The 26412-nt window shown below is 65.1% G+C and carries 19 protein-coding genes; 7 read left to right on the forward strand and 12 right to left on the reverse strand.

Going from position 1 to position 26412, the window contains the following annotated elements; all coding sequences use genetic code 11:
- Nucleotides 1-16: 16 nt before the first annotated feature.
- The 3 genes from ACTODO_RS09560 to ACTODO_RS09570 are packed head-to-tail and all read left to right on the forward strand — an operon-like array spanning nt 17 to nt 3460.
- On the forward strand, nt 17-916 hold the full coding sequence (locus ACTODO_RS09560; protein WP_003793352.1) for a LicD family protein: 900 nt from the start codon (nt 17-19) through the stop codon (nt 914-916).
- The gene (locus tag ACTODO_RS09565; protein WP_003793353.1) at nt 913-2268 is read left to right on the forward strand and encodes a lipopolysaccharide biosynthesis protein; all 1356 of its coding nucleotides are present in this window, start codon (nt 913-915) and stop codon (nt 2266-2268) included. Before ACTODO_RS09560 ends, ACTODO_RS09565 begins: the two co-directional genes overlap by 4 nt.
- Nucleotides 2261-3460: a glycosyltransferase family 4 protein gene (locus ACTODO_RS09570; protein ID WP_003793356.1), complete on the forward strand. Its 1200-nt coding sequence runs from the start codon at nt 2261-2263 to the stop codon at nt 3458-3460. The genes ACTODO_RS09565 and ACTODO_RS09570 overlap by 8 nt, the downstream gene beginning before the upstream one ends.
- Nucleotides 3461-4103: 643 nt before the next feature.
- Here the strand turns inward: ACTODO_RS09570 and ACTODO_RS09575 are convergent.
- The 5 genes from ACTODO_RS09575 to iolC all read right to left on the reverse strand — a co-directional run bounded on the left by ACTODO_RS09575 (nt 4104) and on the right by iolC (nt 11600).
- A complete protein-coding gene (locus ACTODO_RS09575) occupies nt 4104-5720 on the reverse strand; it encodes an MFS transporter (protein ID WP_003793357.1) in 1617 nt (538 codons plus the stop codon).
- Between the two features lie 254 nt (nt 5721-5974).
- Complete coding sequence (locus tag ACTODO_RS09580) at nt 5975-7477, reverse strand: CoA-acylating methylmalonate-semialdehyde dehydrogenase (RefSeq protein ID WP_003793359.1); 1503 nt, start codon at nt 7475-7477, stop codon at nt 5975-5977.
- A gap of 281 nt (nt 7478-7758) precedes the next feature.
- The gene (gene iolD / locus ACTODO_RS09585; protein WP_003793361.1) at nt 7759-9666 is read right to left on the reverse strand and encodes a 3D-(3,5/4)-trihydroxycyclohexane-1,2-dione acylhydrolase (decyclizing); all 1908 of its coding nucleotides are present in this window, start codon (nt 9664-9666) and stop codon (nt 7759-7761) included.
- 22 nt (nt 9667-9688) lie between these two features.
- Nucleotides 9689-10561, reverse strand: coding sequence for a 5-deoxy-glucuronate isomerase (gene iolB, locus ACTODO_RS09590; RefSeq protein ID WP_034512457.1), 873 nt, complete (start codon nt 10559-10561; stop codon nt 9689-9691).
- Nucleotides 10562-10634: 73 nt separating this feature from the next.
- The gene (iolC, locus tag ACTODO_RS09595; RefSeq protein ID WP_003793365.1) at nt 10635-11600 is read right to left on the reverse strand and encodes a 5-dehydro-2-deoxygluconokinase; all 966 of its coding nucleotides are present in this window, start codon (nt 11598-11600) and stop codon (nt 10635-10637) included.
- A gap of 190 nt (nt 11601-11790) precedes the next feature.
- Here iolC and ACTODO_RS09600 point away from each other — a divergent pair, with 190 nt between their 5' ends.
- The 4 genes from ACTODO_RS09600 to iolE all read left to right on the forward strand — a co-directional run bounded on the left by ACTODO_RS09600 (nt 11791) and on the right by iolE (nt 16031).
- Nucleotides 11791-12558, forward strand: a complete 768-nt coding sequence (locus tag ACTODO_RS09600; protein WP_003793366.1) for a GntR family transcriptional regulator — start codon at nt 11791-11793, stop codon at nt 12556-12558.
- A gap of 110 nt (nt 12559-12668) precedes the next feature.
- Complete coding sequence (locus ACTODO_RS09605) at nt 12669-13745, forward strand: transaldolase family protein (RefSeq protein ID WP_003793369.1); 1077 nt, start codon at nt 12669-12671, stop codon at nt 13743-13745.
- Between the two features lie 92 nt (nt 13746-13837).
- The gene (iolG, locus tag ACTODO_RS09610; RefSeq protein ID WP_003793372.1) at nt 13838-14827 is read left to right on the forward strand and encodes an inositol 2-dehydrogenase; all 990 of its coding nucleotides are present in this window, start codon (nt 13838-13840) and stop codon (nt 14825-14827) included.
- Nucleotides 14828-15104: 277 nt separating this feature from the next.
- A complete protein-coding gene (gene iolE, locus ACTODO_RS09615; RefSeq protein WP_003793375.1) occupies nt 15105-16031 on the forward strand; it encodes a myo-inosose-2 dehydratase in 927 nt (308 codons plus the stop codon).
- A gap of 218 nt (nt 16032-16249) precedes the next feature.
- On the opposite strand, the gene ACTODO_RS09620 is transcribed toward iolE, so the two are convergent.
- The 7 genes from ACTODO_RS09620 to ACTODO_RS09650 form a co-directional block, all read right to left on the reverse strand.
- Nucleotides 16250-16753, reverse strand: a complete 504-nt coding sequence (locus ACTODO_RS09620; protein WP_003793377.1) for a DUF4411 family protein — start codon at nt 16751-16753, stop codon at nt 16250-16252.
- Nucleotides 16754-16756: 3 nt separating this feature from the next.
- Complete coding sequence (locus ACTODO_RS09625) at nt 16757-17890, reverse strand: ImmA/IrrE family metallo-endopeptidase (RefSeq protein WP_003793379.1); 1134 nt, start codon at nt 17888-17890, stop codon at nt 16757-16759.
- A 220-nt stretch (nt 17891-18110) separates the two neighbouring features.
- A complete protein-coding gene (locus ACTODO_RS09630; RefSeq protein WP_003793381.1) occupies nt 18111-19499 on the reverse strand; it encodes an alpha-L-fucosidase in 1389 nt (462 codons plus the stop codon).
- Nucleotides 19496-20317 carry a carbohydrate ABC transporter permease gene (locus ACTODO_RS09635; RefSeq protein WP_003793383.1) on the reverse strand — a complete coding sequence of 274 codons (822 nt, stop codon included), beginning with the start codon at nt 20315-20317 and terminating at the stop codon, nt 19496-19498. Before ACTODO_RS09635 ends, ACTODO_RS09630 begins: the two co-directional genes overlap by 4 nt.
- Nucleotides 20310-21293 (reverse strand): carbohydrate ABC transporter permease, encoded by a 984-nt coding sequence (locus ACTODO_RS09640; RefSeq protein ID WP_003793385.1) that lies wholly within the window; start codon nt 21291-21293, stop codon nt 20310-20312. The genes ACTODO_RS09635 and ACTODO_RS09640 overlap by 8 nt, the downstream gene beginning before the upstream one ends.
- A gap of 141 nt (nt 21294-21434) precedes the next feature.
- Nucleotides 21435-22688: an ABC transporter substrate-binding protein gene (locus tag ACTODO_RS09645; RefSeq protein WP_244262558.1), complete on the reverse strand. Its 1254-nt coding sequence runs from the start codon at nt 22686-22688 to the stop codon at nt 21435-21437.
- A 292-nt stretch (nt 22689-22980) separates the two neighbouring features.
- Entirely contained in the window at nt 22981-26409 is a 3429-nt protein-coding gene (locus ACTODO_RS09650; protein ID WP_003793390.1) for an ATP-dependent DNA helicase, read from the reverse strand.
- Nucleotides 26410-26412 lie beyond the last annotated feature (3 nt).

A 26412-nucleotide genomic window follows, 5' to 3' on the forward strand; every position in this document is an offset into this window, starting at 1 on the left:
GACGATCGGAGAACTGATGAGCGCAGCAGACCCCGCAACCCTGGCAGCCATTCAGCGCGTCACCAAGCGCTGCCTCGCCGAGATCGACCGCGTGTGCGCCCTCCTCGACCTGCGCTACGTCGCCTACGGTGGCACAGCGATCGGAGCTGTGCGCCACCAGGGCTTCATCCCGTGGGATGACGACGGGGACGTGTGCATGCCGCGGGAGGATTACGAGCGTTTCATCGCCGAGGCCCCCGCCCTCCTCGGGGACGAGTTCTTCATCGCCTCCCCCGCCACTCACCCCAACTATCCGATCAGCTTCGGCGTGCTGGGCTTGAAGGGCTCCGAGTTCGTTTCGAAGGTCGCGAAGGACCGCTCCTTCCGCATGCCTATCGGCGTGGACCTGTTCGTCCTGGATGAGATCGCGGACGACCCCGGTCGCTTCCGCGCCCAGTCGCGCGGCACGTGGCTGTGGGCGCGCCTCATGTTCCTGCGTTCCATCCCCAACCCGCCGACGGGCCTGCCCACGCCCGCGCGCCAGCTGGCCTCCGCGGCGATGGCCTGCGCCCACTGGGGCATGCGGGCGCTGCGCGTCAACGAGGCCTCGCTGTACCGGCGCTGGCTGCGCGCCGCCCTCAAGGGCCGCGAGAACCCGCAGAAGGCAGCCGACGGCTCAATCCTGTTCGGCGATTTTTCGACGCGTGACCCACGTCGCTGGAGCGCCTCCGAGGCTGAGCTCTTCCCGGCTCGCTCCGTTCCTTTCGAGGACATCACGGTGCGCATCCCCGCCGCGTACGACGTCGTGCTCACGCGCGGCTACGGGGATTACATGCGCATTCCGGATCCTGACGATCGGGTGACCCACGAGCCCTTCCACATCGTTTTTGGACCCAACGATCCGGGGCCCGAGGCCCCCGAGGAGGCCGGCGCGTGAGCGAGAAGGACACCACGGCCTCGTCCCTTCCTGACGCGCAGGCCGCCGGCGACGCGCAGGTCGAGGCCACGGAGGAGGCCCTCGAGTCGCGCGGCCAGCTGGGGCGCGACTACCTGTGGAACACGGCCGCCTCCCTCATGTCGAGCCTCGCCGTGGTCATCATGGGCGTGGCGATCATGCGCTCGGGCGCCACAGATTCCTTTGCACGCGCCCAGTACGGCCTGTTCACGCTCGCACTGGCGATCGGCCAGCAGTACCAGACGGTGGGCCTGTACGAGGTGCGCACCTTCCACGTGACGGACGTGCGGCGACGCTTCGATTTTGGAACCTACCTGTCCACGAGGCTGTTGACTTGCCTCGTGATGGTGAGCCTGATCCTGCTCCACTCGTGGAACTCCTCGACGAAGGATCCCTACCCCGCCTTCACGGTCATCGCCGCGATGGCTCTCCTGCGCATTTTCGACGCCTTCGAGGACGTGTACTACTCGGAGTTCCAACGCTCGGGCCGCCTCGACATCGCGGGCAAGGCCTGCTTCGCCCGCATTTTCACGACGACGTTCCTGTGGTCGGGGCTCTACTGGTTCACCCAGGACCTCCTCGCGTCCACGATCATTACCTTCGTGGTCACCTGCGTGGTGCTCGTGGTGGCCTACGGCCTGCCTGCACGTGGCGTATTCTCCCTGCTCCCCTCGTTCAATCTACGAGGCATCACCGGGATCCTGTGGGAGTGCCTGCCCCTGTTCATCGCCGCGTTCCTCAACCAGTACCTGGCGAACGCGCCGCGCTTCGCGATCCACGCGAGCCTCGGCGACGAGGAGCTGGGCGTCTTCGCGATCATCTACATGCCCGCGGTCGCGATCAACATGCTGTCGCTGTTCGTGTTCCGCCCGCTGCTCACCCGCATGGCGCTGCGGTGGGCGGAGGGCAAGCGCGTCGAGTTCCTGTCGATCGTGCGCAAGGGCCTGGTGACGACCGCTGCAGCGTTCGTCGTCGTCGCAGCTGTCACCTACTTCATCGGCGCACCTCTCCTCACCCTCGTGTTCGGCACGGACGTGTCCGGCTATGTGCCTGAGCTGATGGTGCTCGTCCTTGCGGGCGCACTCAACGCCGCCGGCGTCATCCTCTACTACGCGCTCGCGACGATGCGCCGACTGCGCGCGGTCCTCGTCGCCTACGCGGCGGCCGGCGCGACGGCCTACCTGATCGCGCCGATGCTCACGAAGTCCCACGCCATGATGGGTGCCTCACTCGCTTATGCCGCCACCATGGGGCTGCTCGCAATCCTCTTCGTCATCTTCATGCTCATCCCCGTCCCTCGCACGACCAACGAAACGGAGCCCATCAATGACTGATCGCCCCCACTCCCCCGTCAAGGTCGGCATCTTCATGGAGTTCTTCCTGCCCTACCTGGGCGGCATCGAGCGCTACCAGGATCGCCTCAGCGAGCAGCTGCGCGCCCTGGGCTACGACCTGTTCATCGTCACGTCACTGCACGACGAGTCCCTGCCTCGTTTCGAGAACAAAGACGGCCTGCGCATCTACCGCCTGCCCACCAAGGGCCTCTTCAAGCAGCGCTACCCCTTCTTCAAGCGCGACGAGCGCTTCAAGGAGACGATGGCTGCGGTGGAGGCCGAGAACGCCGACTTCTACATCGTCAACACGCGCTTCCACCTCACCAGCCTGCTCGGCGCACGCCTCGCGCATCGCCTGGGCCGCCCCGTCGCACTCATCGAGCACGGCACCGCGCACATGAGCGTCGGCAACCCATTGTTGGACTTCTTCGGAGGCATTTACGAGCACGGCCTCACACACTTCGTCAAGAAGCACGTGACCTCCTACTACGGGGTGTCGCGCAACTGCAACAAGTGGCTGCGCCACTTCGGGATCGAGGCCTCGGGGGTCTGGTACAACGCGGTGACGCCGGAGGATACGGCCGTGGCGGACGACCGCTACGAGCGCGAATGGCCGCGAGGCGGTTCCGACTCCGAGATCGTCATCTCCTACGCGGGGCGTCTCATCGCCGAGAAGGGCATCGTCGCGCTGCTCGACGCCTTCACGCGCCTGCGCGCCGAACTGCCAAACGTACCCCTGCGTCTCGCCGTCGCGGGCTCTGGTCCCATCGAAGAAGAGCTGCACGAACGCTACGGGTCGGATCCTGCTGTGTCGTTCCTGGGCAAGCTCGACTTCCCTGCCGTCATGAGCCTGTACCGGCGCTCCGATGTGTTCGTCTACCCGTCCATGTACCCCGAGGGCCTGCCCACCTCGATCCTCGAGGCAGCCCTGGGCGACTGCGCGATCGTGGCGACGCCTCGAGGCGGCACCGAGGAGGTCATCACTTCCCCCTCACTCGGATGGATCGTAGACGGCCGCACGTCCGCCGAGCTCACCGATGCACTCGTCCCCGCCCTGCGCGAGGCTGTCACCGACCCGGTGCGTCGCGCGTCCTGCGCGGCGGCTGTGGGCGCACGCGTGCGCGAGCACTTCACGTGGCAGTCCGTGGCCAGCGAGGTCGCCTCCGTCATCGACGAGGCCGTGGCGCGCTAAGCGTTAACGATCGTTGCCCGTGGTTGCTCTGTGCACCGCCTTGTCGCACGTGGCTGCTCTGTGCACCGGTGGGCGGGTAGTACCACCTGACCCCACCGCCAGACCTCCGTGCGGTGCGAGGCCTGCACGCCCGCTCGCCGCCCGCGCCGCGAGCTTCGCTCGGCGCGTCGTCTCGAAGCCCGGCCAGGCCCCGCAGGCCTCACACCACCCTCCAGTCGGGCGGCCACTCACCCCTGGTCCTGCCACCACCCACCGGTGCCGCAGCCACCTCCACCCCAGCAGGCCTCGCGCCACCCTCCAGTCGGGCGGCCACTCACCCCTGGTCCTGCCACCACCCACCGGTGCCGCAGCCACCTCCAGCCCGCAGGACTCACGCCCATCCAATCGGACAACAATGGGGGTTTTGCAGCATTAGGAACTCACTGCCGGCGTGTCGGGGTTCTAATGGTGCCATTCCCCCACGACATGTCCGCTGGGAGGGACCGACAGCGCTCATGCACGCCCCACCACAACCAACCGGGGGGCAGCCCGAGCCGCGCGCGCTCGCCAGCACGCCTACTATCATCGCTTCTCCTCGCCTCATCGCTCGTGAGCCCGGTGGGACGGCCTCCCCACCGAGCTCACGGACGTGAACCTTTCGTTCTCAGGAGTAGTCCTTCTGGAACTTCAGCTCCAGTTCCTCGAGCGAGTGGTACTTCGTCTCGGGGACGACCTTCCAGTAGAAGAGGAAGGAGAGGAAGTTGATGGCTGCGAAAATCGCGTAGGTTCCGGCACCGCCGACGGTGGCCATGAGCGGCGGGAAGATGACGGAGACCAGAGCGTTGGCGAGCCACAGCGTGGCAACCGCGATACCAAGGGCGGTGCCACGCACGGCGGCCGGGTAGATCTCGGAGACGAGAACCCAGGTCACGGTGCCTGACTGCTTGATGAACACGAAGAGGCAGACGATGCCAAGAACCAGCCACGGGGCAAAGTTCGGGGCGCCGGAGATGTTGCCGTCAGCGTCCAGGTAGGGGCTGATGAAGAAGGCGAACACCGCGGCCAGGGCGGCCAGGGAGATCGTGATGCCGAGCTCCTGATACATGCCGACGTGGCGGCGCGCGAAGCGGGCGACGAGCCACAGTCCAACGGCGGAACCGATCGCGGAGATACCGCCCGAGACGACGTTCAGGGTGATGGCGTCTTCCATGGGAACGCCGGCGGCGTTGAGGATCTTCGGCGTGTAGTACATGGCCGTGTTGATGCCGGTCAGCTGGTCGGCGATACCCAGGACGATGCCGATGTAGAGGAGCTTGCGGGCCCACTTAACCTTGAGGATCTGGGACAGCGACCACTTCTCCTGCTTGGACTCGGCGCGCTGGACCTCGAGCATCTCGTTGAGCTCGCCGGCAACGTCATCCTTCTTTTCGTCGCGCACGCGCTTGAGGGAGCCGATGGCCTCGACGATGCGCAGGTTGGCGGCGTACCAGCGTGAGGACTCGGGCACAGTGCGGATGCCGACCCACAGGGCGATGGCGGGCAGCGAGCACAGGATGAGCATGTATCGCCACGTCATGCCGTTACCGGCGCCGGTGACATCGGCGATGTTGACGGCTGCCTGGACGGTTTCCCACGCGACGGAGGTTCCAGCCTGTCCGAGCACGTGGCCGGACGCGTCAACGGCGTCACCGGTCAGGTGCACGGTGGGGCCACCCTGCAGACGGGCGATGATGGCGTTCATAGAGAAGGCCAGGAACTGGCCGAAGACGATCATCATCTGATCCGTCGCGACAAGGAAACCGCGCAGCCGCTTGGGAGCAGTTTCGCTGAGGAAAACGGGAACCGTCGCGGAGGCGCCACCGACGGCGAAGCCGAGGATGATGCGCGCCAGGTAGAGGACCCAGATGTTCGGGGCGATCGCGCAGCCGATGGCGCCGAACAGGAAGACGATTGCCAGCAGCGTGATGTTGTGGCGGCGTCCGTAGCGGTCGGAGAGACGTCCGCCGAAGAACGCACCGGCGGCGGCACCGATGCACAGCAGGCCGCCGACCCAGCCTTCTTCGAAGGTGGTCATGTTCAGACCGCCGGCGCCTCCGGACATGTACATGTATGGCAGGGCGCCAGCGACAACGCCGGTGTCATAGCCAAAGAGGAGCGAGCCGAGCGTCGCGACGGCGGCGATCGCGCCCAGGGAGCGCTTTGCGCCGGAGGCGGGGGTCTTCTCGACGAGGTCGCGCACCTTATCGGGTGTGTAGTCGTCAATCGTTGGAGCGTGTGACATGTGGTTCTCCTCTGCACTTCCTCGTCGGAGCAATCCGGATGAACGAGACAGCAGCCATAGCATAATGCCGCACCCGTGTATGCACCGCTTCCCGGCAGATGTCAGGCGGATGACGGTCGCACCCCTTGAGGATATCAAGGCCGAGGCCCCAGCGAGCACCTCGTCGTCGGGGCACTCAAGCCCACACCTATGACTGTATAGAGTGGAGGGGTGGGCACACTGCACCCACCCCTCCACTCAGAGAGTTGTCAGACTCAGCCGTTCGTCGGGAAGTTCATTCCGACGTAGCCGACCTTCTCACCGCGCTTGGGCCAACGGGTCGTGACGACCTTGGCCTTCGTGTAGAAGCGCACACCCTCGGGGCCGTGAATGTGAGTGTCGCCCAGCAGCGACTCCTTCCAGCCACCGAAGGAGTAGTAGGCGACCGGAACCGGGATCGGCACGTTGACGCCGACCATGCCAGCCTCGACGTCAACGACGAAGTGGCGGGCAGTGTCACCGTCGGAGGTGAAGATCGCGGAGCCGTTGCCAAACTCGGAGGAGTTGACGATCTCGATGGCTTCCTCGTAGGTGTCGGCATGCACGACAACCAGGACGGGGCCGAAGACCTCTTCGCAGTAGACGCTCAGATCGCGGTCCACGTTGTCAATGATCGTGGGGGCCAGCCAGAAGCCGTCCGAGTATTCCTCGCCCTCGGGGCGATAGCCTCGGCCGTCGAGGACGATGTTCGCACCCTTGGCCTCGGCCTCATCGATCCACTTGGTGATGCGCTCCTGAGAGGAACGGGTGATGACCGGACCCATCTCGGAGGCCGGGTCAGTGCCGGGGCCGACGACGATCTTCTCGGCGCGAGCCTTGATCGCGGGGACCAGCTTCTCCTCAACGCCGCCGACGGCAACGATGACGGGCAGGGCCATGCAGCGCTGGCCGGCCGCACCGAAGGCGCCCGCGCTGATGTGCTGCGCGGCGAACTCGATGTCCGCGTCGGGCATGACGATCGCGTGGTTGTTCGCACCGCCCAGAGCCTGGACGCGCTTACCGTGGGCCACGCCCGTGTCCTGCACAATGTGAGCGACCGGGGTGGAGCCAACGAAGGAGATGGCATCGATGCCGGAGTGGGTGAGGATGTCGGTAACCAGGTGACGGTCGCCGGCGATGACGTTGAACAGGCCATCGGGCAGGCCGGCCTCCTTGTAGAGGCGAGCGATGATCAGCGAGGCGCTGGGGACGACCGAGGCAACCTTGAGAATGAAGGCGTTACCGGTGGCCAGGGCGACCGGGTGCATCCACATGGGGACCATGGCCGGGAAGTTGAAGGGGCAGATGCCGGCGACAACACCGACGGGCTGACGCAGGGTGTGCACATCCACGCCGGTCGAGGCCTGGTCGGTAAACTCACCCTTGAGAGCAGCGTTGATACCGCAGGCAAAGTCGATGGTCTCGCGGCCTCGGGCGATCTCGCCGAGGGCGTCACCGTGGGTCTTACCACCCTCGCGCACGATGGCGTCGGCGATCTCGTCCTGGTGATCGATGACAAGCTGGCGGAACTTGAACATGATGTCCACGCGCTTGGCCAGGGCGGTGCGGCCCCATTCTTTCTGCGCGTTGCGGGCGATCTCGACGACATGATCGAGGCAATGCTTGTCGGCCAGGGCGAGCTGGTCGACGACCTTGCCTGTGGCGGGGTTTTCAACGCCAATGGTCTTCTCAGTGTGAGCGACGTACTCTTCGCCGTTGACCCACAGGTTGATTGTCATTGGTTTTACCTTTCTCCCATTCATCCACGAATGGCGGAACAACTTTGTTAGGACAAAGGGTAGCATACGCGCAGGACTAATGTCGCGACATCCGCACTAATAGGGATTACGGAGCCAGATTTGTCCCGCCTATTGGACACACTCCCCCATCGCCAACTCCCACTCCAGCCAACGCGCCGTTTCACGAGGCGTTTCACGCAGGAGCTACCGACGACCGTGGGCATACGCGACAGGGGCGGCCCCGGATTCCTCCGGGGCCGCCCCCTCAGGCACTCAGCGCATCACAGGTAGTGACGCTGCGGCTTGCGATCTCGCTGGTAGTCCTCGTAGGCGCGCTGCGTGGACTCCAGTTCGGAGACCTGCGAGACGGCCACGTCCCACCAGGAGGATCCGGGCGGGTTGGGACCCATCAGGTCCGTCTCGATGTGGATCATGGTCGCGCGATCCGAGGCGGCGGCCAGCTTGTAGGCTTCCTTGAACTCCTCGATACCGTGGGCCTCGATCACGTCGATGCCCCAGGAACGGGCGTTCGCCGCGATATCCACACCGGCGATCCGCTCGGTATCCTCCAGGTGCGAGCCGGTCCCACGCTGGCGGTACTTCGTGCCGAAGCGCTGGGAGCCGCGCGACTCGGACAGAGCGCCGATCGACGCAAAGCCGTAGTTCTGCAGCAGGACGTAGATGACCTTGATGCCCTCCTGGGCGACCGTGGCCAGCTCCATCGGGAGCATCTGGTAGGTGCCGTCGCCGACGATCGAGACGACCTCGGACTGCGGACGCGCCAGCTTGACGCCCATGGCGGCCGGGACCTCGTAGCCCATGCAGGAGAATGCGTATTCGACGTGGTACTGGACGGGGGTCTTCGCCTGCCACAGGGCCTGCAGGTCGCCGGGCATCGAGCCGGCAGCGTTGATGACCACGTCCTCGTCGCGCAAGAGCTCGTTCAGCGCACCAAAGACCTCGGTCTGCGCGGGCAGCGGGGCGTTGCCCACGTGGTAGCACTGCTCCACCTTGGCAGCCCAGGCCTCGCGCTCGGCGGCGATCTCGGCGGTGTAGGACTCGTCGACGCGGTAGTCGGACAGCTCCTCGGTCAGAGCGACGAGGGCCTCGCGGGCGTCGGCCACGACCATCTCGGCGCTCTGCTTGGCGGCGTCGAAGGGCGTGATGTTGATGTTGACGAAGGAGACGTCGGGGTTCTTGAACTGCGTCTTCGAGGCCGTCGTGAAGTCGGAGTAGCGCGTGCCCACGCCGATGATCAGGTCGGCCTTGTCTGCGAGGTGGTTGCCCGAGTCGCCGCCGGTGGAACCGACGCCACCCACGGAGCACGGGTGATCGCAGTTGATGGCGCCCTTACCGGCCTGCGTGTCCGCCACCGGGATGCCGGTCGCGGCCGCGAACGCGCGCAGCTCCTCCGAGGCCTCGGAGTAGATGGTGCCGCCGCCGGCGATGATGAGGGGACGCTTGGCGGCGCGGATCTTGGCGACCGCGCGCTCGAGGGCGGCGCGCTCGGCCGGGGGACGGCGCACGTGCCACACGCGCTTGGCGAAGAACTCGACCGGCCAGTCGTAGGCCTCGGCCTGGACGTCCTGGGGCAGGGCGATCGTGACGGCGCCGGTCTCGGCCGGGTCGGTCAGGACGCGCATGCCTGCCAGCAGAGAGGGGATCAGCTGCTCGGGACGGTTGATACGGTCGAAGAAGCGCGACACGGGACGGAACGCGTCGTTGACGGTGACGTCCAGCGAGGTCGGGTCTTCGAGCTGCTGGAGGACCGGGTCCGGGATGCGGGTCGCGAACTGGTCGGAGGGGAAGATGAGGACGGGCAGGCGGTTGGTCGTCGCCAGGGCTGCGCCCGTGACCATGTTGAGCGAGCCGGGGCCGATCGACGCGGTCGTCATCCAGGTCTGCAGGCGGTTCGTCGTCTTGGCGAAGGCTGCGGCAGCGTGGATCGCGCCCTGCTCGTTGCGGGGCATGATGTAGGGCATCGGGTTCTCGCCCTCGGCCGGCGCAATCTCGTTCTGCAGGAGGGCCTGGCCAACACCGGCGACGTTACCGTGACCGAAGATACCGAAGGCACCCGCGATGAGGCGGTGCTCGACGCCGTCACGCTCGGTGTACTGGTTGGACAGGAAGCGAATGATTGCCTGCGCGACCGTCAGGCGCACGGTTCCCTTGTAGGCTTCTTTGCTCATGGGTAGTCCTCTCGGGTCTTTCTTACTTGTTCATGGGCAGTCGGGGGTCCACTTCCTGGTTTTCCCAGGTCGCGCGGATCCAGTGGTGCGCCGGGTCATCGGGGGCCAGCCACACGAGGTCCTCGTTCGGGCCGGCCATGACGTTCAGGTAGTACATGTCATAGCCGGGGGCCGCGACGCAGGGGCCGTGGTAGCCGTGGGGCACGAGGGCAACGTCGCCGTCGTGGACCTCGCAGCACAGGTCGATCGGGCGACCGGGGCTGCCGTAGGTGCGGTGCAGGCCAAAGCCCTTGGAGCCCTCGGGGCCGTCTTCGATCTCGAAGTAGTAGATCTCTTCGAGCTCGCGCTCGTCCTCGGAGTCCTGCTCGTGCTTGTGGGCCGGGTAGGAGGACCAGTTACCGCCGGGGGTGATGACCTCGCAGGCCAGCAGGTGGGAGGTGGTGACGCCCTCGACGGCCAGGGAGTAGTTGTTGACCTGGCGCGAGCAGTCGCCGGCGCCGCGCAGGTCGACGCGGACCTGGCTCTTGGGGTAGTAGGCGACGTCGATGTCGCGGGTAGCGATCGCGGAGGGGAAGGCGAAGCGGCCGCCCTGGGCAGAGGTGATGGTCAGGCTCTTGCCACGTCCGACGTACAGGTAGTCGGTGACGCCGGAAAAGACGCCGCGGCGACCCTCGAGCTCGAAGGTCTGCCCGTCGACCTCGACGGTGGCGCCGCCGGCGAGGGGCAGGATGAGGAGCTCGGCCGCGCCGGTCTCGACGACCTGGGACGAGCCGGCCTCGAGAACGAGAACGCGCAGGCCCGAGAATGCCCACCCGGCACGCTGGGGATCAATGTCGACGGTGAAATTGCCGTGGCCGGAGGAGCCGGCGGGAACGTAGATATCGGGAAGAGTCATCGTAGTCTCCTGAAAGTTGGGCATCGGTGCCGCTGGATGAAAAGGGGGACGAGGCTGGGGCAGGTCGGGTGGGTTACGGGAGGACCCCCGTTTCGACGAAGGTGTGCAGCTGCTCGTGGGTGGGCATCGCTGTCGAGCATTCGATGTGCAAACACACGTAGGCTCCCGCGGCCGAGGCGTAACGGATCGTGCGCTCGAGGTCCCATCCTTCGACGAGGCCATGGATGAGTGCGCCTCCGAAGGCGTCCCCCGCGCCAAGTCCGTTGACGACGTCCACATCCCAGGCGTCGACCCACACGCGCTCGTCGGCGGTCTTGGCGAGAGTTCCCTTGGGGCCTTGCTTAACGATCGCCAGCTTGACGCCCCGTTCGAGGAGGGCGTCGGCTGCTCCTTCGGGATCGGAGACGCCGACAGCCATCTCGCATTCCTGGCGGTTACCGACGGCGACGTCCACGCGGGACAGGACGGCTGCGACGCGCGAACGCGCCTGGGCCATTCCGCTCCACAGATTGGAGCGGTAGTCGAGGTCGAGGATCGTCACGCCATTGGAGCGATCGCGGTGATCGAGGGCGCGCAGGTGCAGGCCGAAGGAGGAGTCGCGCGACAGGCCGGTCACGGTGAACCAGAAGATTCCGGCGCGCTCGACGGCGTCCCAATCCACCTGATCCTCCCCCAGCTCCAGGTCCGGGGCGCTGGGCTCTCGATAGAAGTAGAGGGGGAAGGAGTCCGGCGGGAAAAGCTCGGCAAAGGTCACGGGGGTATGGAAGTCGCGCACGGTGACGACATGGTCGGAGGAGACGCCGAGGCGCTCCAGCTCCCGAGTCACGAAGCGACCGAAGGGATCGTCCCCCACGCCGGTGATGACGCCGGAGCGATGCCCGAGGCGGGCAGCTGCGACGGCGACGTTCGTCGGGCTGCCACCGAGGAACTTTCCGAAGGTTTCGACATCTTCGAGGTGGGCGCCAACTTGGAGAGGAAAAATGTCAATGCCGGAACGACCCATTGTTAGAATGTCGACATAGCGGCGCTCGAGAGACATGGCGCCTCCTTCCTCTCCATTGGGGTGGCCCGTAAACCTTTCGTTCCAAGGATGCACTATCAACAGGCAATCGTCAAACTTTGTCTGTACAATATATAACAGCGCGTCACTCTCGCCCTTTACATCAACGCTGATACTATGTAACCCTAAATATTTAGCACCGCTGTCGCGCCACACACGAAGGTTTGACATGTCCAAAGCATCGACCACTTCGGAGAACACCCCCTACGTTCCAGACATCACGCTGGACCGCTCCTCCCCCGTGCCGCTGTACTTCCAGATTTCAGAACCCATCGCACAGCTCATCAACTCCGGCGCCCTGCCCGCAGACACGCGCCTGGAGGACGAACTGTCGATGGCTGCGCGACTGCATGTCTCCCGCCCCACGGCACGACAAGCGCTCCAGCGCCTCGTTGACCGCGGCCTCCTGACGCGCCGCCGCGGCGTCGGTACGATCGTGTCTCCGCGCCACGTTCACCGCCCCATGGAGCTCACCTCCCTCATGCGCGACCTCGTCAACGCCGGCCACAAGGTTCACACGACGATCCAGCGCTACGAGGCGCGCCCGGCCAACGCTCAGGAAGCCGACATCCTCAAGATCACCGAGGGAACACTCATCGTCCACATTGAGCGCACGCGTTTTGCCAACGACGAGCCGATCGCCGTACTTACCAACTTCATCCCGACGGACATCGCACCGACCATGCAGGAGCTCGAGTCCGCCTCCCTCTACGACCTGATGCGCGAGCGCGGGGTCACCCTGGCCTCGGCCCGCCAGGTGATCGGCGCCCGCAGCGCGACAACAAAGGAAGCCAAGCTCCTGTCCGAGCACCGCGGCGCCGCACTGCTGACGACGCAGCGCACGACATACGACCCCTCGGGACGCATTGTCGAGTACGGCAACCATATCTACCGCGCATCGCGATACTCCTTCGAGGCTAGCCTTTTCGCCCAGTGACAAGACATTGACACTTTGTCCTAACAAACTGTTGACAGGCGTAGGTGCTCGCCGTAGACTTATCCCCGACGGAGAAAGTCGAAAGCAATCACAAAGGAGTGCTTCCCGCCATGTCCATCGAGTACACCCCCGGCCCCCTTCTGGACGCCGCGCGCAACACCCCCACCGCCCTGTGGAACGATTCCTCGGATCCCAATGAGCTGGCGCAGTCCATCTCCTTTGGCGGCGTTGGTGCCACCTGCAACCCGACCATCGCCTACACCTGCATCAACCAGCGTCGCGATGTGTGGCTGCCCCGTATTGCGGAGCTCGCCAAGGAAATGCCCGACGCCACCGAGTCCGAGATCGGCTGGCAGGTCGTGCGCGAGCTGTCCCTCGAGGCCGCCAAGCTCCTCGAGCCTATCTTCGAGGCCGAGAACGGCCGCAATGGCCGCCTGTCAATGCAGACAGACCCTCGCCTGGCTCGCTCCGCCAAGGCTCTTGCCGACCAGGCCGAGGAATTCCACAACCTCGCCAAGAACATCATCGTAAAGATCCCCGCCACCTCGGTGGGCATCGAGGCCATCGAAGAGGCCACCTACCGCGGCGTCTCCGTCAACGTGACGGTCTCCTTCTCCGTCGCACAGGCCGTCACCACAGGCGAGGCCATCGAGCGCGGCCTCAAGCGCCGCGAGGCCGAGGGCAAGGACACCTCCCAGATGGGCCCGGTCGTCACCCTCATGGTGGGCCGCCTTGACGACTGGATCAAGGAGGTCGCCGAGCGCGACGAGATGTTCCTGGATCCGGGCCACCTCGAGTGGGCGGGAATTGCCGCCTTCAAGCGCGCCTACCAGGAGTTCCAGAAGCGCGGCCTGCGTGCCCGCATGCTCTGCGCTGCGTTCCGGAACGTCATGCACTGGTCCGAGTTCGTCGGTGGCGACGTCGTCATCTCCCCGCCGTTCAAGTGGGCCAAGCGCATCAACGACTCGGACTACAAGATGGAAGAGCGCATGGACATCCCGGTGCGCGAGGACATCATGAAGACGCTGCTCTCGATCCCCGAGTTCGTCCGCGCCTACGAGCCCGACGGCATGACCGCGGAGGAGTTCGACACCTTCGGCGCCACCGTGAAGACCCTGCGCGGCTTCCTGCAGGCAGACGCTGACCTCGACACCCTGGTGCGCGACGTCATTATGCCCGCTCCGTGATCCACTCGGTGGCCCCACACGTCGCGTGTGGGGCCACCGCCGGTCATGGTTTTTCTGCTCTCCAGCACCCCCTCACCTAGAAAGAAGCAAAGATGCTCAACATTGCCGTTATCGGCGCCGGCCGCATCGGCCACGTCCACGCCAAGACCATCGCCGCGCACCCCGGCGCCACCCTCGCCCTCGTTGCCGATCCTTTCGGTGACGCCGCGAGCAAGCTGGCCGAGGTCTACGGTGCCCGTCACACGACCGACGTGGATTCCGTCTTCACCGACGAGGGGGTCGATGCCGTCGTCATCGGCTCGCCCACGCCGCTGCACATCCCCCACCTGCTCGCCGCCGCCAAGGCGGGCAAGGCCGTGCTGTGCGAGAAGCCGATCGCTCTGGACATGAAGGACGTCGAGGCCGCCCGTGACGAGCTGGGCGCTGTGTCCGTGCCCGTTATGTTCGGCTTCAACCGCCGCTTCGACCCTTCCTTCGCCGCGGTTCACGCCCAGCTTGAAGAGGGAAAGATTGGCGATCTGGAGAACCTGCTCATCATCTCGCGTGACCCCTCCGCTCCCCCGGCCGAGTACGTGAAGGTTTCCGGCGGCATCTTCCGCGACATGACCATCCACGACTTCGACATGGCCCGCTTCTTCCTGGGCGACATCGTCGAGGTGCACGCCTTCGGCCAGAACTTCAACGAGGAGATCAGGGAAGCCGGCGACTTCGACGCCGCAGTGGTCACCCTGAAGAACGCCGCCGGCGTCGTCGCAACCATCGTCAACAACCGCAAGTGCTCGGCCGGGTACGACCAGCGCCTGGAGGCCCAGGGCTCGACGGGCACGCTCAACGCGGACAACATCCGCGCCACCACCGTGCGCCTGTCCAACGCCGAGGTCACGGATGCGGCCGAGCCGTACCTGGACTTCTTCCTGCAGCGCTACGCGGACGCCTACCGCATTGAGCTGACCGCATTCATCGACGCCGTCGTCGCGGGCACCAAGCCCACGCCGTCCATCGACGATGCGATCGAGGCTCTGCGCCTGGCCGAGGCCGCCACGGAGTCGGCGAAGACCGGCAAGCCCGTGTCGCTGGCCTGACATTCAGCTGAATAATCCCGGTGGGGCGCCATGCGTCCCACCGGGATTGTCTTGTCCGGCGCATTGACCTCTCCGGCTTGCGCGACCGCCTCGGGAGTCGCCGCGACGATTCCCACCAGCCACGCCCTCGTTTGGGAGCACATTCAGCACTGACAAACCCTCCTGAGAAATCCCCCAAGCCACCCTCTTTGTCTGGACAATCGAACAGGATTGGGTAGAATGGTGACACCGGCACACATCGCCGACGGATATAACCGCGACTCATAGGAGAGCTGCAATGACTCACGTCTACGATCCCGCAACCGCGATCAACGACCCCAATGGCATTACCTGGGGCATGCACCCGATTGCGTGGCGTAACGACGACATTCCCGAGGTCGGCGAATGGAACACCATCGACGTCATGTTCGACGACCTGGCAGAGGCCGGCTTCGCTGGCACCGAGGTCGCCGGCTGGTACCCCTCGAAGGAAGAGACGAAGGAAAAGGCCGATGCCGCGGGCCTGAAGATCGTCGCCCAGTGGTTCTCCAGCTTCATCGTCCGCGACGGCGTCGACGCCGTCATCCCGGACTTCCGCACCACCTGCGAGTACCTGCAGTTCCTGGGCGCGACTCGCGTCGTCGTCTCCGAGCAGACCGGCTCGGTGCAGGGCATCCGCGACATCTGCATCTTCGAGAACAAGCCCGTCCTCAAGGACGAGGAGTGGCCGGTCCTGGCCGAGGGCCTGAACAAGCTCGGCGAGATCGCCCACGAGTACGGCCTCGACCTGGTCTACCACCACCACCTCGGCACCGTTATCCAGACCAAGGACGAGACGCTGCGCATGCTCGAGCTGACCGATCCGAACAAGGTGTCGCTCCTGTTCGACACGGGACACGCTTTCGTGGGCGATGGCGACGTCATGGGGCTGCTGCGCGGCGCGATCGACCGCATTAAGCACGTGCACTTCAAGGACGTGCGCCCCGCCAAGATGGAAGAGTCCCGAGCGGCCGAGCGCTCCTTCCTCGACTCCTTCCTCGCCGGCATGTTCACGGTCCCCGGCGACGGCACCATCGATTTCACCGAGCCCTACGCCTTCCTCGTTGAGCACGGCTACAAGGACTGGATCCTGGTCGAGGCCGAGCAGGATCCGAAGATCGCTCCTCCGCTTGAGTACGCACACATCGCGCGTGACTACGTGTTGAGCACGCTGCTGGGTCAGTGAGCAGCATCGCGCGGTTCCTCACCTTCCCGCGCGACACACGAGGGGTGGAAGCGACTCGTTCGCTTCCACCCCTCAGTCACTGCTGCACTTCGCCCCAGTTTCACCCGCGAAAGACTCGACGGGCGTCATGCTCGCGTGCGCGTGGGCGGGGCGACGGTGCCGCTGCTCGTATAAAGAGGTTGTCGACCATACCGCTACAGCATGCTCAATATGACTCCTTACTCGACAGATGCTTCCACCCACATAGCCAGGCTCATTCCCCTGTCGCGAAGCATCGTAAAAGGGTTGAGACACTCCACCCCAAGCGCGGCACATGCGTCGGGAATCTTGATCCGCCTCTTCGATCTCGGTGCTGACTTTTCATGCGTGACAACCACCCATCCATTAGCCAGTGCGTGCGCAACGATCCATGAGTCCGCAACGCGTTGAAACTCGCTGACTGCTGGCGGCTCATAGTTGTCTTTTGCCCACTTCATGACCTGCTGATAGCGGACCACCACGCGCGAGTCGGGTGCAATAAAGCGTTGCTTATACTGCTTCGCCCAGCCCATGAGAGGATCGTCATCGCCCGCTTCACCCAGTTCGTCGTACACCGACTTGATACTCACGGCGTGATGAGAGTCGAATAGCTGAACAAGGAAGTCCCAATATCCGGGAGCCAGATCGAACGCATAGTACGCGTTAGCCGCATCGATGAAGACGTTCGTGTCAAGGACGTACATCTCTCACACCACCTGGAGATGTCTCGCCAGTTTGTCGAACACCTCCCTCTTGTGTGTGCCGATCATACGGAAACTTTCCGTGAATCCCGTACGCCCCTCCAGGGTGGATGTGACGATCGCGGTCGCAAATGAACGCCCAAGACGTGCGGTGAGGGTGTTGTAATAGTTACCACCGCCACCGCGGCGCTTCTCGCCACCGTAGTCAGCGCGCACCGCTTCTAGAAGCTCACCGTAACGCTCCTCGTCGATCCGGCGAGCCCCGTGGAGTCTGTGGAGCACAACCTCGGCGGACACACCAAAGCGACGCGCGAGGGCACGGTAGTCCTGCACAGTCGTCGCTTCATTGAAAGCTGTCAGCGCCTCGTCAGGTAGCAGCACACATGCAGCGACGCGATTGCACCATGCCTCTTCACCGGATCCACCAAGCAAACGGTCGCCCCCAGACAACGCACTGTGTCCGAGGAGCAAGTGAGCAAACTCGTGCAGGAGGGTGAAGTTTTGTGCGCTAAACGGCTCGTCAGCGACATTGACGAAAATCAAGGGGGCAATGTCGTCGTAGAGGCTAAATCCTCGGAACTCCCGCGTAGAGAGCTTCCTCGTGTTGCTCGCACCGACGACGCCGCTCCTCATGACAAGCACACCAACACCTTCAAGCGCTGCGACGATATCGTGCCGCCATTGCTGGGTCCCGGTCGCCGACACGTGATCAAGTTGCAGGAGAGAGCGTACCCGGCGGGCAATGACCCGTGGGGAATCCTGCACGCTCGCAGACCCTAGGAATGAAAGTTTCTCCGCCCCCTGCTCACGAGCGTAATCGTGGTACCAGTCCTGGAACTGTTGATAACGGCCGATCGTGTCGAGCAGATTTCCTGATGGACGCTCAATGGCGGCACTCTCACGAGTACGCATGTCGGCGATAGGCAGTGTCTCATCGGGTGGTTCAGGCATGATGAGCGCACCCAGAGACACGTGTGTAAAGGATGCGAATTTCTCAAGCTCGCGGAGACTTGGCAGGCAGTCCCCGCTCAGCCAATCCCCGAACGTCGGAAACTTTTTAACCGTTTCTTCGTATGAGCGGTCAGCGCGCTGGAGAGCCCACGCCAGCACGGATTGAGTAACAGCAACATACGTGCTCATAGCGCCCCTCCTCCAGGCATATTTTTATACCATCATCGTACAGCGCTCCCTTGACATTTCTATCCCATCGCATAGTTTTCCACACAACATCAACCCACGCGGTGCAAGCTGCTTTACAAATGAGCCCCTGATTGCAGTCACGACGATCGTCGCGACTGTACCGCTGCTCCTTTAAAAAAGTTGTCGGCGCGAGCCCAGTGCCCGCGCCGACAACCTCGTTTCACGCCCGTGGGGCGGTAATGACCAGTGGCAGAGCATCGCCGCGGGCATCGCTCGGAGGCTGTTCCCCCGCCTGCAAGGTCAGACTCTGCCCATCCCACGAGCACGCCGCGCCCGGCGTCAGAATCGTGGAACGCGAGTAGTCGAATCCGCTCGGCAGACCCGACACCTGCGTGACGGACGCATCCGCCACCACTGCGACGTGGTCCTCGTGAACGAGGAGGCGAACCCAGGCCTCGTCCTGCGAGGACTCAGCGGTGACGGCCTCGGATTCCTGCGCCGACAGCGCTCGTACGCCGCGCAGCTCCGATCCATACAGGTCGTTCCACGCGCCCAGGCCCTCCAGGCACTCGCGCTGCTCGCGCGGGATCGTGCCATCGGCCTTCGGACCCACGTTGAGCAGGAGGCGCCCGCCGCGCGAGACCACGTCCACCAGGTGGCGAACAGCGGCCGCGCCACTGAGGTACTGATGCTCACCCTCGGCGCGGTTGTAGCCGAAGGACAGGCCGACACCTCGGCAGTTCTCCCACGGCTTGCCGCTCGTCTCCGAGTCGCCCATGTGCTGGTATTCGCTGGTCAGGTAGTCCGCGTGGACTCCGCCGTAGCGGTCGTTCGTGACGCCCTCGGGGCGCGCCGCGTAAAAGTACTCGAAGAGCGTACCCAGGCCGTAGGGGCCGAAGTTCTTACCCTCGTCCGGCCACTCGATGTCATTCCAGATGACGTCGGGCTGGTAGCGGTCGATCAGGTCGCGCACGTGCACGAAGCAGTAGCGCGCGTAGTCCGCATCCTTCGGGCGGCACAGGTCCTTGCAGTCGTCTTCGGAGAGAATCGGGCGGTGGGGGCGGTAGTGCCAGTCCAGGCCGCCCGAGTAGTACAGGCCAACCCGCAGGCCCTCGTCACGCGCGGCATCCGCGAAGCCGGCCACGAGATCGGTACGCGGTCCACGGCGCACCGTGTTGCGCGTACCCGTCTCGGGAGCGTCCCACAGCGTCACGCCGTCGTGGTGCTTGGTCGTCAGCACCGCGTATCCGGCTCCAGCACGGTGGAACAGGCGCATCCACTCGGCCGGATCCCACGCGTCGGGGTCCCACGCGTCCAGGAACGCGTCGTACGAGGCCGACCCGTACAGGTCCTTGTGCCGCAGCGCGGCCGGGGAACCCGGGATACGAATCGTGTTGAAGTACCACTCCGCGTAGGAGTTGTGGGTGAACCAGGCCTCCCAGTCCTCCTCGACGCCCAGCTCCCCGTGATCCTCGGCCCACGCGGGGACCGAGTAGGGGCCCCAGTGGACGAAGATGCCCAGCGGGGCGTCCTCGAACCACTGCGGGGTCGGGCGGGACAGCGCACTCCAGCGCTCGGTATCGCTCATCGTTTCGCTCATGATCGTCATCGTCCTCCGAAGGCGCCCAGGGTGACGCCCTTTTCCAGCTGCTTCTGCAGGAACACGACCAGCATGATCGACGGGATCGTCGTCATCGTCACCGCGGCCATCAGCGGGCCCCAGTCGGTGCCGCGCTCGCCCGAGAACATCTGCAGTCCCAGCGGGATCGTCGCCAGCGTCGAATCGTTGACCACGATGAGGGGCCACAGGAACGCCGACCAGTAGTCAATGAACGCGAACACGCCAACCACCGTGATCGGAGCCTTGAGCAGGGGCAGCAGGATCTTCGTCAGGATCTGCCAATCGCTGCAGCCGTCGATACGAGCTGCTTCCTCGAACTCGAGGGGCAAGGACATGAGGAACTGGCGGATCAGGAAGGCACCAAACGCGCCGAAGGCGAAGGGCACGATGAGGGCGAAGTAGGAGTTCACCAGGCCCATGCGCTGCATGCCGATGTACAGCGGGATCACGAGGACTTCCTGGGGCAGGACGAGCGTGCCCAGGAACAGCATGAACAGGTGATCGCGGCCCTTGAAGCGCAGGCGCGCGAACGCGTATGCGGACAGGACCGACACGACGACCACGAGGGCCGCACCTGCCAGCGAGACGATGAACGAGTTGAGGACGACTCTGCCAAACGGAATCGAGTTGAGAGCCGACGGATAGTTGTCCCAGGCGATCCTGCTACCCGTCGGGCTCAGGCTGAAGACCTCGGTCGTGGGCTTGAGGGAGGTCGCGACCATCCACACGAAGGGGAAGATGAACGCGACCGCGATCAGGCCCAGGAGGACGACCGAAATCGTCGTTGATACGCGCTTGTTATGCATCGTAATTCACCCACTTCTTCTGGCCAGCGAACTGCAGGGCCGTCACCGTCATGACAATCACGAAGAGCACCCACGCCATCGCGGACGCGTAGCCGAGCTTGTCGAAAGAGAAACCATTGCGGTACAGGGCCAGCACGATCGTGTTGGTCGCCTCGCCCGGGCCACCCAGCGTCAGGAAGTAGGGCTGAGCGAAAACCTTGAAGGCACCGATGATCGTCATGACCGTGCAGAAGAAGACGGTCGGGGAAATCATCGGGAAGACGACCTTGAAGAAGCGCTGGACGCCGTTGCAGCCGTCGATCGTCGCGGCCTCGAGAACCGAGGTGTTCAGGCCGTTGAGGCCAGCCGTCAGGACGACGATGTTGTAGCCCAGGCCCTGCCACAGGCTCATCATGAGCAGCGAGCCCATCGCGAGGGCCGGGTGGTTCAGGAAGGGAATGTGCTCGATCCCGAAGACGGCCAGAGCCGAGTTGACCACGCCGTTGTCGGAGAGCATGAGGCGCCAGATCAGCGCGTTACCGACCATCGGCGTGACGACCGGAATGAAGAAGATGACGCGCAGGACACGGCTGAGCCATTCGGGAACGCGCTGAAGCCAGTAGCTCAGGCCGATCGAAATCACCAGGTTCAGCGCCGTGTAGCAGGCGGCGAACACGACGGTGTTGCGCATGACCGTCCAGAACGCCGGGTCCTCGCCGCTGAGCATGCGCCGGTAGTTTTCCACTCCGATGAAGCGGCCGCCTCCGAAGATCGACCAGTCGAAGAAGGAGATCACGAGGGACGCGATCAGAGGCAGGACGATGAAGAGAAGGAAGCCCGTCATTCCGGGCGAGAGGTAGACGAGGGCGCGCAGGCCATCGCCCCGCCGACCCTCGGCGCGCGCGGAGTTTTTGCCGCGCTTGGAGGCCTTCGCCTCCCCCGCGTCCGCCGCGCCCGAGGACGCCTCGCGGCCGGGTTTCACAGTGTCAACGCTCATGAGCTATGCACACCTTTCGTCGAGTATCAGTGGGTTCCACAGTCCCGCTCACGCCACCGTTAGCGCTAACGGAAAGAAACCCACGAAACGAGGCCGGGGAACCGAGAAGGTCGCCCCGGCCTCGTTCATGGTGAGCTGGGATCAGCCAGCGGAGTTCTGCAGATCGGCGAGGATGTCCTGAGCGGTCTTGGTGCCGCGGAAGCCCTCAGGCGAGTACTGCTGGAAGGACGTGTTGATCTGGTTCCACGTCGAGGTGGTCACGAGCGGGGTGCCATTCTCGAGGAGGATCCGCACGGCCTCGGCGCTGTCCTCGGGCTTGTTGGCCGCCCACTTGTCCATCGCGGACTCGACGGAGGGAACGGTGCCCTGCTTGTCAGCGACGGTGCCGATGACCTCGGGGGTCACGAGCTCCTTCAGAACGTTGAACGCAGCCTGCTTGTCCGGGCAGGACTTCGCGATGCCGAAGCCGGAACCCTGGATGACCGCACGGGGCTGGCCAGTGGGGGTCGGCAGGACCGCGACGCCGAGCTTATCGCCCAGCTCCTTCTCGAAGGAGCCGTACATCCACGGGCCGTCCACGATCATCGCGGCGGTGCCGGAGGTGAAGGCGGTCTGCGCCGGGCCATCGTTGTCGGCAGCGTTCGGGGCAACCGCGACCTGCTCCTTGTGGACCAGGTCGAAGGCGAACTGGACGCCCTCAACGAACTTGGGATCCGTCAGAGTGTTCTTGCCATCCTTGGAGACCTGGCCGCCGAATGCGATGCCGAAGTCACCGGGGGCGTTGCCCAGGAGGGACGGCTTGACGGCGATGCCGTACTTGCCGTCACCAGTCAGAGCCTTGGCGTCCTTGAGGAACTGCTCGGTCGTGTAGGAGGTCGAGGGGGCCTGCAGGCCGGCCTTCTCGAACATCTCACGGTTGTAGTACAGGACGTCGGGCTCGGCGTCGTAGGGCAGAGCCAGAACATGTCCGTCCACCGTCATGCCCTGCATCATCGCAGCGTTGTAGTCGGAGGCCTTGATGCCGGCGGCTTCCATGTAGGAGTCGAGAGGCTCCAGCAGGCCGGACAGCTCCTGGGCGCGGGCGGCCTGCGTGGTGAGGATGCAGGGCGCGTCCGAGGCAACCATGCGGGTCTTGACCTTGGTCCAGTAGTCGTTGAAGGCCGGGCCGTCGAAGGTCAGGGTGAAGTTGGGATCCTTCTCCTTGGCCGCGTCAACGAAGGACTGCCACTGGGCGCGGTCGTTGTCGGTGGAGACCCAGGTGTACATCTGGTGGACCTGGTCCGAGCTAGCACCACCGCCAGAGCTGGTGCTTCCCGAGCCGCACGCACCTGCGAGCAGGGCGAAGGCCGAGGCGGTTGCACCGAGTGCGAGGAACTTGGAGATAGTGGGGCGCACGCTGCGCTCCTTCCTTGTCAGGGGCACTGGGGTTCCAGGGGGTGCACTGCCTCTCTGTAGCGCGTGGGTAGGAACGTTCCCGTATGTGCCGTCTCTCGTCATTGAAATTGACAGGACAACTATACCATCCTCTGAGCAGGGCACACAAGCGAGATTTTTGCATTCATCACATACTGCGATTAAGCCTGACTATCCTGTGAAGGCTTTTGAGAACGCGGATGACGGACTTTTCAAACGTTTTCGTCAAACTCTCATCAGCCTGTCACCCATCCAGTTTGATTAAAGAGGGATTTTAAAGATCCAAAACATCGCGCAGCGCCTCGTCCAGGGATGCGGCGCCCTCCCCCAGCATGGCCTCGAGGCTCTCGAGCGTGTGGTGCGAGGGGCCCGCCAGGAATGCGACCATCGCCCCCACCTTGGAGGCGTCCACGCCCATACGGGCCGCCCACGCGCGCTGGTACAGGCGCAACTGAGTCACGAAGTACGCGACCTTGTCCGGCTTGGTCGCGGCACTCACCGGGCGTCCACTCTTCCAGTCGACGACCAGGTAGCGGGGACCATCGCCGCGCACGCGCTCGAACACGGCATCAATGCGGCCCTGGACGGACACGCCGCCCACCTGAACTGAGAAGGCCTCCTCGATCGCGACGGCCCGGTAGTCCGACAGCTCGTTCGCGACAAAGGCACGGAAGTTGGCGCGCAGCCGCTCCAGGCGCTCGCGCTCACCGTCCGTCAACAGGGCCTCGTCCGCCGCGTCGTCACCGCCGGCCAGCGTGGCGTCCTCACCCGCGCTCACCTCGTTGCCCGTGGTGATCTCCGAGGCCGGATCCGCGCTCGCGAGGTGAAGCTCGCGCTCCACCCACGCGTGAAACACCGTGCCCAGCGCGGAGAACGAGCTGGGGCGAGCAGGCATGGGTCGGCGCATATCTCGCGCGAACTCATCCGCGTCCTGCAGGAGCGCCGACACGGACGTCGCGGGTACGCGCTCGGCCCACAGGTCCACGACCGGCGTCTCAAGCCCCAGATGATATTCCTCGATGAGTGCGACCGTATCGCGCACCAGTGGGTCATCCCCCAACTGCGCCAAGGCCTCGTACACATCCTGATCCTGCGCCAGGTCGCGAATCTGCGCCTCGACGGCCTGCGCGGCCGCGGCGACCCTCTGGCGCGAGGGGCCGGGCTCCTCCGGGAAGAACACCGACGCCGCACCGGCCCCGCTGTCGACGATGTCCTCGTCGCCGGGCTCCGGCGCGATCAGGCATACTCCGGCACCGGACACCGATTCGATCCCCAGGCTGCGCCAATCGCCCCTGGCCCACACGCCGCGGTCCCCCACGCGCACGAGCGTGTCGTCGACCAGGTCCGGCGCATCACCGAACAGCTGCGCGCGCGCCTCCATCAGGTAGCGGGAGGGCTGCCTCGTGGTCGAACCCGTCCGATAGATCCACGAGCCCACGAGGAGCTGGATGCTCCGAGCGCGCGTCATCGCCACGTACGCCAGGCGGCGCTCCTCGCGCTCCGCGTGCACTCCCAGGGAGCGCCCGTAGTGCCCCTTCACCCACTTCGAATACGCAGCAGAGGGCTTGGACTCCCCCTCCACGTCCAGCAAGAACGGCGGCAGATCCGCGCGATCCCCGCGCAGCGGGTGCGGCAACGCGCCCGCATCCGTCAACCAGGCAGTAGCGATCGGCGGCTCATCCAGCCACGACACAGTCTTGCGCTTGTCGTGCGACGGGAAGATGCCGTCACTCAACCCGAAGACGACGACGCAATCCCACTCGAGTCCCTTGGAAGCATGGACCGTCATGATCTGCACGGCGCGCGGATCCGGCTCCCCCAGGGGAGCCTCGAGTCCGTCCTCTCGCTCGTCGGCCATGCGCAGGTAGGCCAGGAACGAGCCGAGGGAAGCCCCCGGCGTATCCTTCTCGTAGGCCGCCGTCACCGCGATGAACTCGTCGAGGGCCGCGCGCCCGCCCATCGACAGCGGATCGGCGATCACGTCGTCCAACGTGCCCATGATGAGGATCGCCCTCTCGACCTGCTCGGTGACCGAGCGCCCCACGCCCTCGCGGACCTGCCGCAGGCGCTCGCCGAGGAGCCGCACGCGGCGCACCGCCTCCTCGCTGATCGCGGGCCGCCCCTCGGCCGCCCACCCCGGCTCCGGCGGAGAATCCACCGCATCCAAAAGGACCGCCTGGTGGGGGTTTGTCCCCTCCGTGCGGGCGAGGACGCGCGACCAGTCGCCCAGCGCCATCAGGTCCGTGGCCCCCAGGTCGATGCCCACCAGCAGGCGCGCCAGCCACGGGGAGGCCTCAACGTCATAAGCCAGCTCCAGCGCGGCGCGCACGTCCTGCACGGCGGGCTGGTCGAGCAGACCGCCGAGTCCCACGATCTCCGTCGGGATACCGGCGTCACGCAGGGCAGCGTCCACGTACGCGAAGTCCTTGCGGCGCCTGCACAGCACCGCGACCGTGCGCCGCTTGCCGCCCTCGCTCGCATGGGAGCGCACGCTGCGGGCGAAGTCGACGACGGCACCCAGCGCGGCCTCGTAGTCAGGGGCGTACGCGACATCGACATGCCCGGGCCCCGCTCCGTCTCGCGCGACCAGGACGGGCGACTGGGCCTTGAGGTGCTCTTTGCCCTCCTGATACGCGGCGACCTCACGCAGGGGCGCAGCCACGCGATTCGCCGCGTCCAGGATCGCCTCGTCGTTGCGCCAAGCCGTGGACAGGGTGAGCGTCTGGCTCTCCTGTGCTTCCCCCGTCTGGAATCGATCCAGGAAGGACTCCAGCGACGAGGCCGAGGCCCCCCTCCAGCCGTAAATAGCCTGATTCGGGTCGCCCACCGCGGTGACAGCGTGGTCGCCGAACAGCATGGACAGCATGTCCATCTGGATGACGGACGTGTCCTGGAACTCGTCGAGGAGGACCGCGCGGAACTCTTCGCGCAGCGACTCGCGAACCGCCGGGGCCTCGCGCACGATACGCGTGGCCAGGACGAGCTGGTCGGAAAAGTCCAGCACGCCCATGTCGCGCTTGCGCTTCTGATACTCCGCGATGGGGTCGAGGAAGGCGATGCGGCGGCGGTTCGCCCGCAGCAGGCGCCGTGCGTCGTCGTTCGTCTCGCGCACCTGTTCGAGCTCGCGGCCAAAGCCCACGAGGGCCTCGCGGGCGCTCTCCACCGTGTAGCCATGCTCGGCGAACTCGCCTGCCAGGTGCAGGATCTGTCCGACTGCCCCCAGGGGCGTGAGATCCTCGTCGAGGTCGGTGGGCCACGCCTCGACAATCTGCAGCATGAGGTCCAGAGCCCCGGCCTCGGAGAGCATCGAGAAATCGGGGTCGATGCCGATACGCATCCCGTGCTCGGACACGATGCGTTCGGCGAAGGAGTTGTAGGTGAGGGACACGGGGTCCTCGTCGAGGCGCTCGCGCAGCTGCGGCATCTCGCGTGAGAGAAGCCGGATGCGTTCGCGCAGGCGCTCCCCCAGCTCGCCGGCTGCCTTGCGCGTGAAGGTGAGGCCGAGGATCGAGGACGGGCTCAGGTCGGGGTGGTTGGCGAGGAGCCACAGCACACGCATCGACATGGTCTCGGTCTTACCCGACCCCGCGCCCGCCACGACGAGGAGCGGGCGTCGCGGGGCCTCGATGACGCGCACCTGCTCGTGCGTCGGGGTCTTCGTCGCGTCGACGATTGCCTGAATCTGCATGGCACTCAGAGCCATTGC

The sequence above is a fragment of the Schaalia dentiphila ATCC 17982 genome (genome assembly GCF_000154225.1).
Taxonomy (GTDB): domain Bacteria; phylum Actinomycetota; class Actinomycetes; order Actinomycetales; family Actinomycetaceae; genus Pauljensenia; species Pauljensenia dentiphila.

What these genes read in the sequence shown, in the direction of transcription:
- ACTODO_RS09560 (WP_003793352.1), top strand. Translation starts at nt 17, where the DNA reads ATGAGCGCAGCAGACCCCGCAACCCTGGCAGCCATTCAGCGCGTCACC.
- ACTODO_RS09570 (WP_003793356.1), top strand. Translation starts at nt 2,261, where the DNA reads ATGACTGATCGCCCCCACTCCCCCGTCAAGGTCGGCATCTTCATGGAG.
- ACTODO_RS09575 (WP_003793357.1), bottom strand. Translation starts at nt 5,720, where the DNA reads ATGTCACACGCTCCAACGATTGACGACTACACACCCGATAAGGTGCGC.
- ACTODO_RS09580 (WP_003793359.1), bottom strand. Translation starts at nt 7,477, where the DNA reads ATGACAATCAACCTGTGGGTCAACGGCGAAGAGTACGTCGCTCACACT.
- iolD (WP_003793361.1), bottom strand. Translation starts at nt 9,666, where the DNA reads ATGAGCAAAGAAGCCTACAAGGGAACCGTGCGCCTGACGGTCGCGCAG.
- iolB (WP_034512457.1), bottom strand. Translation starts at nt 10,561, where the DNA reads ATGACTCTTCCCGATATCTACGTTCCCGCCGGCTCCTCCGGCCACGGC.
- iolC (WP_003793365.1), bottom strand. Translation starts at nt 11,600, where the DNA reads ATGTCTCTCGAGCGCCGCTATGTCGACATTCTAACAATGGGTCGTTCC.
- ACTODO_RS09600 (WP_003793366.1), top strand. Translation starts at nt 11,791, where the DNA reads ATGTCCAAAGCATCGACCACTTCGGAGAACACCCCCTACGTTCCAGAC.
- ACTODO_RS09605 (WP_003793369.1), top strand. Translation starts at nt 12,669, where the DNA reads ATGTCCATCGAGTACACCCCCGGCCCCCTTCTGGACGCCGCGCGCAAC.
- iolG (WP_003793372.1), top strand. Translation starts at nt 13,838, where the DNA reads ATGCTCAACATTGCCGTTATCGGCGCCGGCCGCATCGGCCACGTCCAC.
- iolE (WP_003793375.1), top strand. Translation starts at nt 15,105, where the DNA reads ATGACTCACGTCTACGATCCCGCAACCGCGATCAACGACCCCAATGGC.
- ACTODO_RS09620 (WP_003793377.1), bottom strand. Translation starts at nt 16,753, where the DNA reads ATGTACGTCCTTGACACGAACGTCTTCATCGATGCGGCTAACGCGTAC.
- ACTODO_RS09625 (WP_003793379.1), bottom strand. Translation starts at nt 17,890, where the DNA reads ATGAGCACGTATGTTGCTGTTACTCAATCCGTGCTGGCGTGGGCTCTC.
- ACTODO_RS09630 (WP_003793381.1), bottom strand. Translation starts at nt 19,499, where the DNA reads ATGACGATCATGAGCGAAACGATGAGCGATACCGAGCGCTGGAGTGCG.
- ACTODO_RS09635 (WP_003793383.1), bottom strand. Translation starts at nt 20,317, where the DNA reads ATGCATAACAAGCGCGTATCAACGACGATTTCGGTCGTCCTCCTGGGC.
- ACTODO_RS09640 (WP_003793385.1), bottom strand. Translation starts at nt 21,293, where the DNA reads ATGAGCGTTGACACTGTGAAACCCGGCCGCGAGGCGTCCTCGGGCGCG.
- ACTODO_RS09650 (WP_003793390.1), bottom strand. Translation starts at nt 26,409, where the DNA reads ATGGCTCTGAGTGCCATGCAGATTCAGGCAATCGTCGACGCGACGAAG.